General features: G+C 43.7%; 9 protein-coding genes. 7 read left to right on the top strand and 2 right to left on the bottom strand.

From position 1 onward, the window contains the following. Positions 1 to 15 precede the first annotated feature (15 nt). Positions 16 to 1,206, bottom strand: coding sequence for a glycine C-acetyltransferase (gene kbl / locus ACEN82_RS19975; protein ID WP_413320718.1), 1,191 nt, complete (start codon positions 1,204 to 1,206; stop codon positions 16 to 18). Positions 1,207 to 1,336: 130 nt separating this feature from the next. Here kbl and ACEN82_RS19970 point away from each other — a divergent pair, with 130 nt between their 5' ends. The 7 genes from ACEN82_RS19970 (at position 1,337) to ACEN82_RS19940 (ending at position 15,073) form a co-directional block, all read left to right on the top strand. Beyond that, the gene (locus ACEN82_RS19970; protein WP_413320717.1) at positions 1,337 to 3,817 is read left to right on the top strand and encodes a DUF5686 and carboxypeptidase regulatory-like domain-containing protein; all 2,481 of its coding nucleotides are present in this window, start codon (positions 1,337 to 1,339) and stop codon (positions 3,815 to 3,817) included. Between the two features lie 167 nt (positions 3,818 to 3,984). Continuing rightward, positions 3,985 to 4,941, top strand: a complete 957-nt coding sequence (gene trhO, locus ACEN82_RS19965) for an oxygen-dependent tRNA uridine(34) hydroxylase TrhO (protein ID WP_413320715.1) — start codon at positions 3,985 to 3,987, stop codon at positions 4,939 to 4,941. A 102-nt stretch (positions 4,942 to 5,043) separates the two neighbouring features. Continuing rightward, positions 5,044 to 7,938 (top strand): triple tyrosine motif-containing protein, encoded by a 2,895-nt coding sequence (locus ACEN82_RS19960; protein ID WP_413320713.1) that lies wholly within the window; start codon positions 5,044 to 5,046, stop codon positions 7,936 to 7,938. Between the two features lie 249 nt (positions 7,939 to 8,187). After that, positions 8,188 to 11,211 (top strand): SusC/RagA family TonB-linked outer membrane protein, encoded by a 3,024-nt coding sequence (locus tag ACEN82_RS19955; protein WP_413320711.1) that lies wholly within the window; start codon positions 8,188 to 8,190, stop codon positions 11,209 to 11,211. Positions 11,212 to 11,222: 11 nt separating this feature from the next. Continuing rightward, positions 11,223 to 12,704, top strand: a complete 1,482-nt coding sequence (locus ACEN82_RS19950; protein ID WP_413320709.1) for a RagB/SusD family nutrient uptake outer membrane protein — start codon at positions 11,223 to 11,225, stop codon at positions 12,702 to 12,704. A 116-nt stretch (positions 12,705 to 12,820) separates the two neighbouring features. Further along, positions 12,821 to 14,173, top strand: coding sequence for a glucoamylase family protein (locus ACEN82_RS19945; RefSeq protein WP_413320707.1), 1,353 nt, complete (start codon positions 12,821 to 12,823; stop codon positions 14,171 to 14,173). A gap of 102 nt (positions 14,174 to 14,275) precedes the next feature. Continuing rightward, a complete protein-coding gene (locus ACEN82_RS19940; RefSeq protein WP_090534138.1) occupies positions 14,276 to 15,073 on the top strand; it encodes a carboxylesterase family protein in 798 nt (265 codons plus the stop codon). A 145-nt stretch (positions 15,074 to 15,218) separates the two neighbouring features. Here the strand turns inward: ACEN82_RS19940 and ACEN82_RS19935 are convergent, their stop codons facing one another. Beyond that, positions 15,219 to 16,355 (bottom strand): hypothetical protein, encoded by a 1,137-nt coding sequence (locus ACEN82_RS19935; protein ID WP_413320705.1) that lies wholly within the window; start codon positions 16,353 to 16,355, stop codon positions 15,219 to 15,221. Positions 16,356 to 16,417 lie beyond the last annotated feature (62 nt).

Raw genomic sequence — 16,417 nt, 5'->3', positions numbered from 1 at the left:
AAAAAACTACGCGTGTTATTTAAGCACTCCCAGTTCCTTACCCACCTTAGTAAACGCTGCGATAGCTTTATCAAGGTGGTGCATATCATGCGCTGCCGAGATCTGTACCCTGATCCTCGCTTTACCCTGCGGTACTACCGGGTAGTAAAAACCGATTACATAAATGCCTTCATCAAGCATTTTGGCTGCAAATTCCTGGGCCAGCTTGGCATCATATAACATAACCGGGACTATAGGATGCACGCCGGGTTTAATGTCAAAACCAGCTTCGGTCATTTTTTGACGGAAGTATTGCGTATTGCTTTCCAGTTTGTCGCGAAGCTCTGTGGTTTCGCTTAACATATCCAGTACCGCAATTGAAGCACCGGTAATTGCTGGTGCCAAAGTATTTGAGAACAAATACGGGCGCGAGCGCTGACGTAGCATATCAATAATTTCTTTACGACCAGATGTAAAACCACCCGATGCGCCACCCAAAGCCTTACCTAATGTACCGGTGATGATATCAATCCTGCCCATAACGTTATGGTGCTCATGCGTACCGCGGCCGTTTTTACCCATAAAGCCCGAGCAATGGCTCTCATCGATCATGACCAGCGCGTTGTACTTATCGGCCAGATCGCAGATCTTATCTAACTGGGCAATGGTGCCGTCCATGCTGAAAGCGCCATCGGTAACGATGATTCGATGACGCAGTTCCTGCGTAGCTTTTAATTTTTCTTCCAGGTCGGTCATATCATCGTGCTTGTAACGGTAGCGCTGGGCCTTGCAAAGGCGCACACCGTCAATGATCGAAGCATGGTTCAGTTCGTCAGAAATTATGGCATCCTGATCATTAAATAACGGTTCAAACACACCGCCGTTGGCGTCAAACGCTGCCGCATACAGAATGGTATCTTCAGTGCCCAAAAATTCAGCTATCTTTTTTTCAAGCTCTTTGTGTATGTCCTGTGTACCACATATAAACCGTACAGACGATAAGCCGTAACCATGCGTATCCATTGCATCTTTGGCGGCCTGTACCACTTTGGCATTACCCGATAGGCCGAGGTAGTTATTGGCGCAAAAGTTAATTACTTCGGCACCGCCCTGAACAGTAATATCGGCGCCCTGGGGCGAAGTAATGATCCGTTCCTTTTTGTATAAACCGGCGTTTTCAATTTCGGTTAACTCCTGTTGTAAAACCGGCTTTAGTGTGTTGTACATAGCATGCGTGTTTTAAAGAGGGCAAAATTAAGCATTCGCGGGCATTTGATAAGGTTTATTAAACCTTAAATAATTATTAAGTAGATAATAAAACATTTTTAAGCTCTAAAGTATTACGCATAAGTAACATATGAGAAAATATATACTACTATTGGCCATTGCTTTAAGCGTAATAACGGCCTCCGCGCAGCAATCGCTTTTGACAGGAAAAATAACCGATAAGGATGGACAGGCAATTCCTTTTGTTTCTATTTATATCCGTAATTCCACCTATGGTACTACCGCCAACGAAAACGGAATTTACCAGTTTAAACTTGCTCCCGGTACCTATAATGTCATATATCGCTATGTTGGATATACTGAAAAGATAGAGCAGGTCACCATAACAGATCAGGACCAGGAACATAATGTACAAATGGCCGATGAAGTATTTGCCACCAACAGGGTAGCCGAAACCTATCGTAAAAACCGGGATGCTGCCGATACCATCATGAAGCAAGTGCTGAAAAAACGCAAATACTATATTGAGGAGGCCGCTTCATACTCCTGCGCTGTTTATATCAAAGGTGTACAAAAATTACTGAGCGTACCTAAATCATTGTTGGGCCAGGAGGTAAGGAAAACGCTCGATTTGGATACAAACGGTAGAGGGATACTCTACCAGTCCGAATCAATATCTGAATACAATTTTCAAAAGCCCAACAAGGTACGGGAGATTACTATCGCCAACCGGATGGCTGGCCAGAATACAGCATTTGGCTACAAAAAGGCATCTGATCTACAGGCTAATTTTTACCAGAATGTATTTACTATAAACGGGTTAGCTACCCGTGGCTTTGTTTCTCCGGTTGCTTCATATGGTCCCAGGTTTTATAATTACAAATTGCTTGGAACCTCAGTTGAAAATGGCCATACCATCCACAAAATCCAGGTGATTCCGAAACGCGGGCATGGTCAGTATTTTCAGGGCGATATTTATATTGTTGACGGCGACTGGCGCATTTACAGCGTTGACCTGTTTGTTGAAAATAAAACGAGCAACCTCAACCTGGTTGATACTTTAAAGATCAGGCAGCAATACGTAGCCATAACCGATAGCGTATGGATGCCTGCATCAACCCAATACAGTTTTAAAGGGGCCGTTTTCGGATTTAAATTTGGCGGATATTACGCCGCTGTTTATAATAACTACAAAATCAACCCGACATTTCCTGATAACTTTTTTACCGGTGAGATCCTGAAAATTGATACGGTAGCTAATAGTAAAAAGCCGGGCTACTGGGCCGATGCAAGGCCCATACCTTTAACCGCTTTTGAGGATCGTGATTACAAAAAAAAGGATGCCTTTGAAGAATATAAAAAGACGGATGCCTACCTGGATTCGCTTCAGCATCATAAAAATCATATTAATTACCCGGGTTACCTGATTTTTGGTTATGCCGCCAGCAATAAAAGCAACAGGGATTCATTATACATATTCCCATTTATACAAACCTTTTACTACAATACGGTTGAGGGCTTTGGCATTAATGCAAAGGTAAGCTATATCCGTACCATTGATGATTTTCATTCATTGACAATTACACCCGCCTTGCGTTATGGTTTCTCTAACAAAATCTTCAGCGCCAACATAGGTTTTGAGTATAAGAACGATCCTTTCCATAACGCTAAGTTTTATGCTGATTTTGGCAGCGATGTGCTTGATCTTAACAATGTAGGCACGCGTTCGTTATATTTCAACACGCTGAGTACGCTTCTGAGCGAAAATAACTATGTTAAATATTACCGAAGCCATTATGGCGATTTCGGCTATCAGCGCGAAGTGTTAAACGGCGTGTTTTTAAAAGGAGGTTTGTCGTATTCAAGCCGCTCGCAGCTTTACAATACGTCTTTTAGCAAGATAAAGGATATTAAGGATCGCCAGTTTACATCAAATAATCCATTAGCCCCTCCGGGTACTCCGGCTGATGACCATTCCTTTTTGTTTCCTGACAATCAGGCGCTTGTATTTAACGCGTCGGCTACTTTTACTTTTGATCAGCGGTACGAGACCCGGCCCACCGGCAAGTTCAACCTGCCTTCAAAATATCCAACCTTAACGGTAAACTACCGTAAAGGGTTTAAAAATATCATTGGCTCGGATGTAGATTACGATTTTGCTTCTGTCGATCTCTCGCAGGACCATATCCGCGTAGGCCTTTCGGGCTATTCATCATTTAAAGTATCGGGCGGAGGCTTTTTTAATAACAACAACCTGTACTACATGGATTATAACCACTTTTTAGGTAACCAGGGCACCACTTTCGACCCTACCTATGTGGGCAGCTTTCACTTCCTGCCGTTTTATACCTACAGTACCAACGGCGCATTTTTAGAAGCACATTACCAGCATAATTTTGCAGGTTCACTATTTAATCATATCCCGTTGTTAAGAAAGTGGAAGCTTGAAGAAATTATCGGCGCCAACTACCTCACCACGAAAAATAACCGCAATTACCGCGAGTTTTACGTAGGCGTACAGCGCCTAATTTTCCGTGTTGACTACGGTATCTCCTACGCCGGCGATAAAAAATACATCCAGGGCTTCAGGATCTTTTACGGGATAAGGTAGGGGAGTCCGGAAGTCGGAAAGTCCGCTTAAGTCCGAAAGTTTTGCTCTTGATTTAATGGTTGACTTCTTACTTACGGACTTTCTGACTTCAGACTTTCGGACTACGAACAAAGTTCGTATCTTTGCGCCGCTCATTTAACACTGTTTGCAGCAGTATCAATGATTTTATGAAAATGTATAATACCCTACTATACTATTGTTATTCGACAATAGCCAATGCGGAGCAATTTGCTGCCGATCATTTAAAATTTTGTAAAAGCTTAGGTTTAACCGGGCGCATTATTGTGGCCGATGAAGGGCTTAACGGTACAGTATCAGGTACTGCCGAAGCTTGCAAAACCTATATGGATACCGTACATGCCGACGAACGTTTTGCCGGTATCGACTTTAAAATTGATGAAGTAGATACGCCATCCTTTGTAAAAATGCATGTGCGTTATAAGTCAGAAATTGTGCACTCAGGTCTCCGTGACCCTAATGTCATCGACCCGAAACAAAAAACCGGCAAACACCTGGAGCCAAAAGAGTTTTTGGCTATGAAAGACAGGGACGATGTTGTTGTTTTGGATGTGCGCTCAAACTATGAACACTCGTTAGGCAAGTTCAAAAATGCGGTAACCCTTGATATTGAAAACTTCCGTGATTTTCCGGCAATGATCAATGAGCTGGCCAAGTACAAGGATAAAAAGATCCTGACTTATTGCACCGGTGGCATCAAATGCGAAAAAGCATCGGCCTTGTTGTTGCACGAAGGTTTCCCCGAAGTGTACCAGTTGCATGGCGGCATCATTAAATATGGTAAAGAAGCGGGCGGCGAGGATTTTGAAGGTAAATGCTATGTGTTTGATAACCGCCTTTCGGTTGATGTGAACAGCGTTAACCCTGTTGTTATTTCAACCTGCTTCAATTGCGGCAAAACCACACCAAAAATGATCAATTGCGCCAACCCCGAGTGCAACGAACATTTTACCCAGTGTGATGAATGCGGAACCGCTATGGACGGCTGCTGCAGCGAAGAATGTAAGTCTCATCCACGCAAACGGGTTTATGATGGTACCGGGTATTATGTAAAAGTACCTCAACCGGTAAATGTGAGTAAAAACAAACTGCAGCCAATAGCATAACAGCTGTGGCACAATTAATTATATAAGGCTTACCCTCAAGGGTAGGCTTTTTTATTTTGTCGGGTACAAACACTACTTTAGCAAATTGAGCCGCTACATCCTATGCGTAAAACCTTGTGTATTATTATCGTTCTTGCTTTTATATCGGTTTGGCCCGCGTGGTCGGTAGATATTAAGAGCGTAGGTGTTCCGTATGTGCAAAATTATACAAAGGCCCTTTACCAGTTTGGTAACCAAAACTGGTCGGTAACGCGCGATGAGCACGATATCATGTACTTTGGTAATGCCGAAGGCCTGCTCACCTTTGATGGTAAATACTGGCAGCAGTACCACATGCCCAACGGCTTAATTGTACGCTCAGTTAGTGCTGATGGCAGGGGCAGGGTGTATGCCGGCGGATATGGTGAATTTGGCTATTGGCATAACGATGGTAAGGGCATTTTAAAATACACCTCGCTGATTAGCCTGGTACCGAAAAACTTTTTACCGGTAACCGAAGAGATCTGGAAAATATATTGCGATAACAACAGGGTGCTTTTCCAATCATTTGGTGCTATCTATATTTATTCGGCTGGTAAAATTGAAGTGGTAAAAACACATGAGCCGTATTTGTTCCTTTTTAAATGTGGCAGCCGCTTTTTTGTAGAGCAATTAACAAAAGGGCTTTTTGAGCTTAAAGGTTCAAAGACTGAATATATTGAAGGCAGCAATATTTTAGGCGCAAGTGGTGTGTTATCTATTTTGCCATTTCAACAGGGTAAATATCTCATTGGTACGGCAAAAAATGGTTTATTTATCTACGATGGTAAAACGGTTAAGCCATGGGTGAGCCAGGCAAATGATTTTTTAAAAACCTACCAGCTGAATAATGGCGCGGCCATCGCCGATAAGTATTTCGCCTATGGTACTATCCTGAATGGTATTGTGATAGTTGATACTGCCGGGCGTGTAGTGCAGCATATCAATAAAGCCAGCGGTATGCAAAACAATACGGTGTTAAGCCTTTATACTGATGCCAGCCAAAACCTTTGGGCCGGACTGGATAATGGTATCGATAGAATTGAGGTTAACTCGCCTTTGTATTTTTATTTCGACAAAACCGGCAAATTCGGTACGGTTTATTCAAGTATCATTTTTGATAAAAAGATCTATCTCGGCACTAACCAGGGGCTGTTTTATAGCGATTGGCTGCCCGATAATCATAACAGCCCCTTTCAAACATTCGACTTTAAACTGATTCCCGGTTCGCAGGGGCAGGTGTGGGATTTGTCGTTACAGGATAACAGGTTGCTTTGCGGCCATAACGACGGAACTTACCAGGTAAACGGAGCTTCCATAAAAAAGATCTCGGATGTGACGGGCGGATGGACTATTAAGAAAATGGCCCCCGATATGCTCATGCAGGGCACTTATACCGGCTTGGTGATCTACCGGAAAGATGCCGCGGGCAATTGGCAATTCAGCCATAAATTAGCCGGTTTCAGTGAGCCTTCACGCTATGTTGAACGTGATGCCAAAGGTCAAATTTGGGTAAGCCATGCTTATAAGGGTATTTATAAGCTCACTTTGAGCGCCGATCAGCGCACTGTGGTATCGCACGTTTATTACGACCAAAAACATGGTTTGCCGGGTAGTTACAACATTAATGTATTTGATCTCGATAACCGCACGGTTTTCTCGTCAGATTTGGGTTTTTATGTGTATGACGATATTACCGACAGGTTTTATAAATATCAGCAGCTTAACAGCAAACTGGGCACATTTGCCACCTCAAGTAAGATCATTAAGGCTATAGGTAAAAAATACTGGTTCATTAACCAGGGCAGGGTTGGTTTGGCCGATATGTCTGTTACCGGGAAGCTAACCATCGATACCAACAGGTTTTCTATCCTGAACGGACAGATGGTACAGCATTATGAAACCATTAACCGTATCAACAACTCAACCTATTTGATAAGTGTTGATGACGGGTTTGTGATATTAAACGATGCAGATGCTCAACTGCCCAATAGGATCAAAATACCTGATGTTTTGATCAGGAGGATAGAGAATGTTACCGATAAGGTATCGTTGATAACTGAAGCAGCAGAACAGAGTAACAATATTGAGGTTCCTTACGCCGAAAACAACATTCGCATAAGTTATTCTTTGCCCTATTATACGCAAGCCAAAATAAGGTTTCAGTATTATCTGGAAGGCTATTCGCATCAATGGAGCGAATGGACGCCGCAAAGCCAAAAAGAGTTTACCAACCTTAACCAGGGTACCTATAGTTTTAAGGTGAGGGCTAAGGTGAATGATCAGTACCAATCTGCTGTCTCAACAATAACTTTTACAGTATTGCCGCCATGGTATGCCGGAAAAATAGCGCTGGTGTTTTATGTGTTGCTGGCTGTATTGCTATTTTATGTGATCAGGTATTACTACGGGCTTAAATTGAAAAAACATCAGCAGCAGATTCAACAAAAGCTGCAGAAAGAGAAGGAAGAATTTTTGAAGCAGGAAGCTATTGCAAATGAGCAGCACATCATCAATATAAAGAACGAGCAGCTGCAAGCCGACCTGGCCAGTAAAAGCCGTGAACTCGCAAATTCGGCCATGAACATAGTTTACAAAAATGAGCTGCTGCAAAAGATAAGCGACGAGCTAACTCACCTCAAAGGAGAAGATGGTAAAAAGCTGGCCGACGAACAATTGCGCCGCATCCAGAAAGTGATTGATGAAGGTATGAGCGACGAGCGTGACTGGAACATATTTGAAACCAGTTTTAACGAAGCGCACGAAAACTTCTTTAAAAAACTAAAAGCCGGTCACCCCGACCTGGTGCCAAATGACCTTAAGCTATGCGCGTACCTGCGCATGAATATGAATAGCAAGGAGATAGCGTCACTGCTCAACATCTCTTTGCGCGGGGTCGAAATTCGTCGTTACCGGCTGCGTAAAAAGCTAAATCTGGAGCATGACAAGAATCTCACCGAGTTTCTCATCGAGCTTTAACACTACATCATTACCTCTCATTGTGTCAATTTGGGGTATTAACTGCTTTGCACATTGTGTAGTAGTGTTGATGCTTTTAACTCGTTGTTAAATAGTTTGTTACGCTTGGTAAAAACATTTCTTGAGAAAGTATTCTTATATAGATGTATTAATGTTGAGTTACAATATTTGTTAAAGGCTGATTATCTGTACAGCTTTGCAAATCAATAAACCAATTATTTTTTCAATCCGTATTATTTATTAACCACTATGAAAAGAATATTTACTATTTCAGGGTTGATGTTGTTACTGTTGTTTTGCTATGACGCGGCGTTTGCACAAAACGTTACATTAAAAGGTAAAATAACTGACGGAAAAACAGGCGAAGCTTTAATAGGTGTGTCTGTTTCAGTTAAAGGAACAACTATAGGTACCCAAACAGATGTAAGCGGAGCTTTTACGCTCAAGGTCCCTGGCAATGCAACTTTATCAATTGCTTATATAGGTTATGCCACCCAAGAGGTTGCTGTTAACGGGCAAACAACCATAAACGTAGCCTTGCAGCCGCAAACCAACGAATTGCAACAGGTAGTTGTTATCGGTTATGGTACGCAGCGAAAGCTTGACGTAACCGGTTCGATAGCTACGGTTAAAGGTGCGGATGTTGCCAAACAAGCTTCACCTAACGCATTGAGCGGTTTACAGGGTAAAGTATCAGGTGTACAAATCACCAACAGCGGTACACCGGGTAAATCACCAGACATTACTATTCGCGGTTTAGGTACTATTTATGGTAATACCAAACCACTGTTTGTTGTTGACGGCGTTTGGTATGATGATATCAGCTTCCTTAACCCGCAGGATATCGAAAGTTTCAGCATTTTGAAAGACGCGTCAAGTACAGCTATCTACGGTATCCGTGCAGCTAACGGCGTAGTTTTGATAGGTACTAAACGTGGTACAAAAGGTAAGCCGGTTATTAATTATAATGGCTATGTAGGTTTGCAGGCTGTTACCAACCAGGTAAAAATGGCAAATGCCAATGAATATGCCACTGCGGTAAATGAGCTTTCGGCATTAAATAGTGGCGATCCGATATTCAGCAATCCTTCGTCATACGGTAAAGGAACCGACTGGTATAAACAAATATTGCGCAAGGCATTTACTACAAACCATGAGGCTTCAATAAGCGGTGGTACCGATAAGTATACTTACAACTATTCGTTCGGTTACCTTAACCAGGATGGATTAGCCAAAACCAACAATTATCAGCGTTACACCGTTCACTTGTCAAATGATTTTAAGCCAACTAAAAACTTAAAATTCGGTTACACTGCAAGTGGCCTGTCTGATGTATCGCGCGATGTAAATGGCGATATCTTTCACCAGTTATTTGGCGCGGCCCCTACACTGCCTGTACGCAAAGCGGATGGCAGTTATGGCGACCCTAACGATTATGGCACCGGTGATGGCAACAATTATAACCCGCAGGCCACTATTGATTTCTTTAACCAGAGAACAAAAAACAAGCGTTTTACTTACAATGCTTACGGCGAGGTTACCTTCCTTAAAAACTTCAAATTTAAATCAAGCTTTGGTGGCGATATCAGCCAGAATGAAGTAAGGGCATTTACACCTGAGTATACGGCCACCCTGCGTCAGCAAAGCAATAAAACCAATCTGGATATCAACCACACCGATGTTCGTAACTGGATTTGGGAAAACACCCTTACCTATGATGTTAAAATAAAAGATCATAAAATGACAGCTTTGGTAGGTTACAGTGCGCAGAACAACCGCACCAGGCAAATAGATGGTAAGGCCGATTATGTTCCGTATGTGAAAAACGGCAGCATCAGAAGCTCATTCCCTGACACCACTAACGTAAATTTCTTTGCAACTCCGGGCAGTCAGATCCACACCCGTGCGTTATCACAATTTGCACGTGTTAACTATTCGTTCAGAGATAAATATTTATTGAATGCCTCTATTCGTCGTGATGGTGCTTCACAGTTTTATGGCGATCACACTTATGGTTACTTCCCTTCGGTTGGTGCCGGTTGGGTAATTACCAACGAGGAGTTCATGAAAGATCAGAAGGTATTCAGCAACCTGAAACTACGCGGAAGCTGGGGTAAAGTTGGTAACTCAGGCGTACCAATTAACCCTACCGTACAAGTTATCGCAACTGATCCTTACCTCACAGGTTTATTCGGCAATCCGCTTACTGTTTACCCGGGTGCAAGTATTAACTCTATTGTGCCGCCGTCTATTGTTTGGGAAAAAACAGTATCATCTGATTTTGGTATCGAAGGTGGCTTGCTTGATAACAAGTTAACTTTTGAAGCAGATTATTATAACAGGGAAACCCAGGATGCTATTTTCGCAATCCCGGTGGCTGGCTCATTGGGTACAAATAACAGCTCACTGATAGGTAACCAGGCAAGTATCCAAAACAGGGGATGGGAATTTTCATTAGGTTGGAGAGATAACCCATCTAAAGATTTCAATTACAGTATTAGCGGTAATATTGGTATCAATAATAATAAAGTACTTAATGTAGTAACCGGTCAAAACCCAATTTATGATGGTGGCGAAGGCATTGCCAACGGCGCATTAGCTACCCGCACCGTGGTTGGCCAGCCGATAGGACAGTTTTATGGCTACAAAGTAACAGGCATTTTCCAAACCGCACAGCAGGTTGCTGCTTCAAAACAACCGGGCGCGGCCCCTGGCGATTTCATTTACCAGGATACCAATAACGACGGCATATTGGATAGTCGTGACCGCGTAGCCTTAGGTAGCCCGCTGCCAAAATATAACTACGGTATAAACACATCATTCACCTACAAAAACTTCGACCTGGCGTTAGATTTTCAGGGTGTTGCGGGTGTAAGTGTTTATAACGCCAATATCGCTTACCGTTTTGGTAACGAAAACTTCACTCAGGACTTTTATGATCATCGCTGGCACGGGGCTGGTACTTCAAATACCTACCCTTCAGTAAACGTTGGTAAAAACAGCAATGCCGCCCCTAACTCATTTTATGTTGAAAGCGGTGCATACTTCAGGATGAGGAACGCGCAGCTGGGCTATACCATTCCGGGCGACTTCCTGAAGAAACTGAATATTTCAAAAGTCAGGATCTATGCAAACGCACAAAACGCCATCAACCTGTTTGGTTACAAAGGCTTCTCGCCAGAGATTGGTGGTGCTGTAGGCAGCCGTGGTATTGATGCAAGTGTGTATCCGTTATTTGCTACCTATAATTTTGGTGTTAACGTTACTTTTTAATCAATATAAAGATGAAAAATAGTACAAAATATTCGCGTAAGGTCGTTGCTTTAGGTCTTATCGCTTCAATTATATCGTTTCAAAGCTGTAAAAAAAGCTTCTTAAATGTGGACCCGGCTCAAAATACCGCGGCAACCCAATTTTTCAAAACGCAAGAAGATGCTACTAAAGCGGTTAGCGCCATGTATGCTAACCTGCGCGAGTGGAACAACATCGCCTTTGCACCTATTGCTGTAGAGAGCATGGGTTCTGACGATGTAGAAAAAGGCAGTACCGCAAGTGATGCTACCTTCTTTAATGACTATCACAAATTTACCATTACTGCGGGCGATGCCCAATTGGGTGGTTTCTGGAAAGGTCAGTACCAAAACATCAACTTTGCTAACCAGATCTTGACCAACGTGCCAGGTATTACCATGGACGAAACTTTAAAGGCAAGGTATCTGGCCGAAGCTAAGTTTATCAGGGCTTATTCATATTTCAGGCTGGTTAGGGCTTTTGGCGATGTGCCATTACGTTTAAGCCTGCCTAAGGATGCATCAGAATATAACTTACCGCGTACAGCAAAAGCACAGGTATGGGCTGCCATTGAAACAGATTTAACTGATGCCGCTAATGTGTTGCCGCAAACTTATAGCTCTGCTGATATCGGTCACGCTACTAAAGGCGCCGCTATTGCATTGCATGCAAAAGTTGCCATGTACCTGAAAAAGTGGAGCGATGTATTGAATTATACCAACCAGGTAATGGGCATGGGCTATTCGTTGTTTCCAAATTACGAACAAATGTTCCGTACCAATCATAAAAACAATCAGGAATCGGTATTTGAAATCCAGTGCGCATTGATCCCTAATAATCCGGATGCGTCAAACTCACAATACTCGCAGGTACAGGGTGTACGTGGCGTAACCGGTGGTGGCTGGGGCTTTAATGTGCCAAGTCCGGAGCTGGCGGCAGCTTATGAAAGCGGTGACCCGCGCCGTGATGCCACCATCATTTTCAGGGGCGAAACTACGCCAGAGGGTGATAAGATCCCGGCCAGCGGAGATAACCCGATGTATAACCAAAAATCATACGTTCCTTTTAGCCTGTATGTATCAGGCTTTAATGAAGGTTGCCAGCAAAATAAAATTGTTTTACGCTATGCCGATGTATTGCTGATGAACGCTGAAGCTAATAATGAGCTTGGTAATTCTGCAGCTGCCTTAATTCCGTTAGAGCAGGTTCGCGCCCGTGCCCGTGCCGGTAACGCCGCTATCTTACCAAAGATAACCACAACTGATCAGGCTACGCTTCGTAAAGCTATATACCAGGAAAGAAGGGTTGAACTGGCTATGGAATTTGAACGTTATTTCGACGTAATCCGTCAGGGTAGGGGTACCGAGGTTTTTGGCTCACGCGGTTGGAAAGCCGGCAAAAACGAAGTATGGCCTGTGCCACAAAACGAAATTGACCTGAGCGGTGGCGCATTAACACAAAACCCTGGTTATTAATTAGCCAATAAAATACACACAGTTGATTGATGATGAGGTTGCCTTGTTGGGTTTAACGGGCGACCTCTCTTTTTTAATGAAAACCCTGTTTTTCATATCCAAATGCAAATAGCTTTATGAAAAAACTATTTATTACTCCGGTATTTATATTGGCTGCCATTTGCGCCTTTGCCCAAAAGCAAACAAAAAAATCAGAAAACGGTATTAAGCCCGTAGGTATTATCAAAAATCTTACGGATAGTGCTTTGCTTGATGTGGTGCAGCGCCAAACGTTCCGTTATTTCTGGGATTTTGGCCACCCGGTTAGCGGCCTGGCCCGTGAGCGCAGTAATACTTCTTTTGATTACGGTAACGAGGTGGTAACTACCGGTGGTTCGGGCTTCGGTATTATGTCGCTTATTGTGGCTGATAGCCGCAAATGGATCAGCCATGAGCAGGCGGTTGACCGTATGGTGAAGATCGTTAACTTTTTATACAAGGCCGATGCTTTTCATGGCGCTTTCCCGCACTGGTTAAACGGCGAAACTGGTAAAGTGATCCGCTTTGGCCGTAAAGATGATGGGGCTGATATTGTGGAATCGGCTTATCTTTTTCAGGGTTTATTGTGTGCAAGACAGTATTTTACTGCCGATGATCCGAAAGAACGCCGAATCCGGGATGTGATTAACTGGATGTGGGGCGAAATGGAATGGAGCTGGTTTACCCGTGATGGCCGCGACTACCTTTACTGGCACTGGAGCCCGAACAATGGATGGGCTATGAATTTTCCTATTCATGGTTTTAACGAGTGCCTGATCACTTATGTGCTTGCAGCATCGGCAGAGCGTTACCCGGTTAGTGCCGATGTGTATCACCGCGGCTGGGCTCAAAGTGATTTCTTTAAAAACGGAAGGACTTTTTATGGATTTAAATTGCCGTTGGGTTTTGATTACGGCGGTCCGCTATTCTTCTCTCAATATTCTTTCCTGGGCCTTAATCCTAAAGGTTTGAAGGACGAGTATGCCGACTACTGGGAACAAAACAAAAATCACACCCTGATCAATCATGCTTACTGTGTTGATAATCCTAAAAAATTTAAGGGCTACGGCGAAAATTGCTGGGGACTAACTGCCAGCGATAACTTTGAGGGCTACAATGCGCATTCGCCAACCAACGACCTCGGCGTAATTACCCCAACTGCCGCGCTATCGGCATTCCCTTATACGCCGGAATATTCGATGAAAGCCTTGCGTCATTTTTATTACGACCTGGGCGATAAGATCTGGGGTGAGTATGGCTTTACCGATGCCTTCAGCGAATCGCATAACTGGTACGCCAACTCTTATTTGGCCATCGACCAGGGCCCGATCATTGTGATGATTGAAAACTACCGGACCGGTTTGCTCTGGAAACTTTTCATGAGCTGCCCCGAGGTTCAGGGTGGTTTGAAAAAACTGGGTTTTGAAAGCCCCGCTATCGTGAAAAATTAATTCGGCATAAAAAATAAACAAAAGGCCGTTAAAGAGGTTAAATTTGTTTTAAAGCAACGGCGGTAATTACGTCGGTTGCAAAACAAAGAAGCATTTTAACCCATGATCAAAACAATACGAATTACAGGAATGCTAAGCTTACTCTTAGCATTCTCTTTTTTAGCCAAGTCCCAAAATTTGACCTCGTTTGACAGGGGCAGCTTTATTTTTAAAGTAGACACACTACCATACCGAATTTTATTTCCGAAGCATTTTAATCCGGGTCAAAAGTACCCTTTATTGTTTGTATTACACGGTTCGGGCGAGCGGGGAAACAATAATGAATCGCAACTGGCTTATGGGGCACAACGGTTCTTACAGGACAGCTGCAGGGAGTTATACGAGTCTATCGTTGTTTTTCCGCAATGCCCGGCAAAAAGTTATTGGAGCAATGTAAAACAGGTTACCGATTCGGCGACCAATAAACGCAAATTTATTTTCCAGGAAAATGCGCCGCCAACAATGGCGATGATCATGCTGATGGGACTGGTTGACCAGTTTTTAGATAAGCCATTTGTTGATAAGCACAAAGTTTATGTGGGAGGCCTTAGCATGGGTGGTATGGGGACATTTGAAATCATTGGCCGCGAACCTAATGTATTTGCAGCAGCCTTTGCCATTTGCGGCGGCGATAATACGCTGAACGCGAAGAAATACGCTAAAAAAGTTCCGCTCTGGATCTTTCACGGTAATAATGACCCGGTAGTACCTGCCGATCACTCGCAGGTAATGGTTGATGCTATTAAAGAGGCGGGAGGCAAGCCGCGGTTTACGCTATATCCAGGTGTAGGACACAACAGCTGGGATAATGCGTTCAACGAGCCTGATCTGTTGCATTGGTTGTTTTCGCATAGTAAGTAGGAGACGGGTAATACAAAAAACATGTCATTACGAGGAGGAACGACGAAGCAATCGCATGCTATACAGGGCGGTCACGCTTCCGTGCGGTTGCCACGCTACGCTCGCAATGACATGAATTTTTAGCTTGATTGGAAAAGCTATTAACCTATTCTTCCCCTTCTGATTTCTTGGGAAGATTTTTGGCGTTAAAACGTGGCTTGAATCCCAATTTAGGTGCGGGAGTTTCTTTAGCCGGCGACTGAGGTTCTTCAGTTGGCGTATCCTCTTTTTTATCTTCTGCGGGTGCTTCGGCTTCAGGAACTGTCGGCTTCATTGCAGCTGCATTAAAGCGTGGTTTAAACCCAAGTTTGGGCGCGGGTGCTTCAGTTGCCGGTTTTACCTCTTCAATCGTTGGTTGCGGAACCTCGGCTGATGGTTTTACCTCTTCAACGGGATGTTCCGATTCAGCCTGTTTAGGTTTCATCAGGGCCGCGTTAAAACGAGGTTTGAACCCCATTTTAGGAGCAGATGCTTCGGTCACCGGCGTTTGAGGCTCTTCAGACGGAGCATCCTCTTTTTTCTCTTCAGCAGGCGCTTCATTTTCTACCGGTTTGGGTTTTACCATACCGGCATTAAAGCGTGGTTTAAAGCCCATTTTAGGTGCCGGTGCATCCGCAGGTGGAGTTGTCGGAGTTTCTTCCTTTTTGTCTTCTGCCTGTGTTTCTGTTTCAGCTGGTTTCGGTTTTACCATGGCAGCGTTGAAACGTGGTTTAAAGCCAGGCTTGGCAGGTGTTGCAGGGGTTTCTGTAGCAGGAGCCCCAGCTTGTTGTTCCTTTTCGTTTTCAGGTGATGCTTCGCTCACTGCTGGTTTAGCTTTTGCCATAGCCGGGTTAAAGCGAGGCTTGAACGTTGGTTTGGGGGCAGTTTCAGGGGATGAAGGTTCTGACGTTGGGGGTTCAACTGCCCGTTGTATAGATTCTTCGGCTGGAGCTGTAGGTTTTGGTGCAGCCGGACGGAACTTCGGCGTAAAGCCAACTTTGGCCGGCGTAGCGGGTTCTGTTAAACTTTCGGTTATGGTTTGTTCGGCAAGCGGGTTTTTGATATGTGCTTTTTCGGTTTTAACTTCAAGCGGAACCGGGAACCGCCGCCTTAGTTTATTAAACCAGTATTTTTTGGTATGGTCGAAGCTTTTTTCGCCCATTTGTTCAAAATGGTCTTTAAATTCAGAAAACAAAGCAGGTTCACCCCGTTGCAGGGCGGCAAGATCAATTCTTTTCTTCTTTAAAAATTCTTCAAAAACCATTTTGTTTAGATATGAGATTTGAGATATAAGATTTGAGATAATTGAAGGTTTAGAGCCTTGTC

The sequence above is a fragment of the Mucilaginibacter sp. Mucisp73 genome (assembly GCF_059491465.1).
The sequence above is the reverse complement of the archived record's forward strand: the minus strand, read 5'-3'. Positions and strand labels throughout refer to the sequence as shown.

What these genes read in the sequence shown, in the direction of transcription:
- kbl (WP_413320718.1), bottom strand. Translation starts at nt 1,206, where the DNA reads ATGTACAACACACTAAAGCCGGTTTTACAACAGGAGTTAACCGAAATT.
- ACEN82_RS19970 (WP_413320717.1), top strand. Translation starts at nt 1,337, where the DNA reads ATGAGAAAATATATACTACTATTGGCCATTGCTTTAAGCGTAATAACG.
- trhO (WP_413320715.1), top strand. Translation starts at nt 3,985, where the DNA reads ATGAAAATGTATAATACCCTACTATACTATTGTTATTCGACAATAGCC.
- ACEN82_RS19960 (WP_413320713.1), top strand. Translation starts at nt 5,044, where the DNA reads ATGCGTAAAACCTTGTGTATTATTATCGTTCTTGCTTTTATATCGGTT.
- ACEN82_RS19955 (WP_413320711.1), top strand. Translation starts at nt 8,188, where the DNA reads ATGAAAAGAATATTTACTATTTCAGGGTTGATGTTGTTACTGTTGTTT.
- ACEN82_RS19950 (WP_413320709.1), top strand. Translation starts at nt 11,223, where the DNA reads ATGAAAAATAGTACAAAATATTCGCGTAAGGTCGTTGCTTTAGGTCTT.
- ACEN82_RS19945 (WP_413320707.1), top strand. Translation starts at nt 12,821, where the DNA reads ATGAAAAAACTATTTATTACTCCGGTATTTATATTGGCTGCCATTTGC.
- ACEN82_RS19940 (WP_090534138.1), top strand. Translation starts at nt 14,276, where the DNA reads ATGATCAAAACAATACGAATTACAGGAATGCTAAGCTTACTCTTAGCA.
- ACEN82_RS19935 (WP_413320705.1), bottom strand. Translation starts at nt 16,355, where the DNA reads ATGGTTTTTGAAGAATTTTTAAAGAAGAAAAGAATTGATCTTGCCGCC.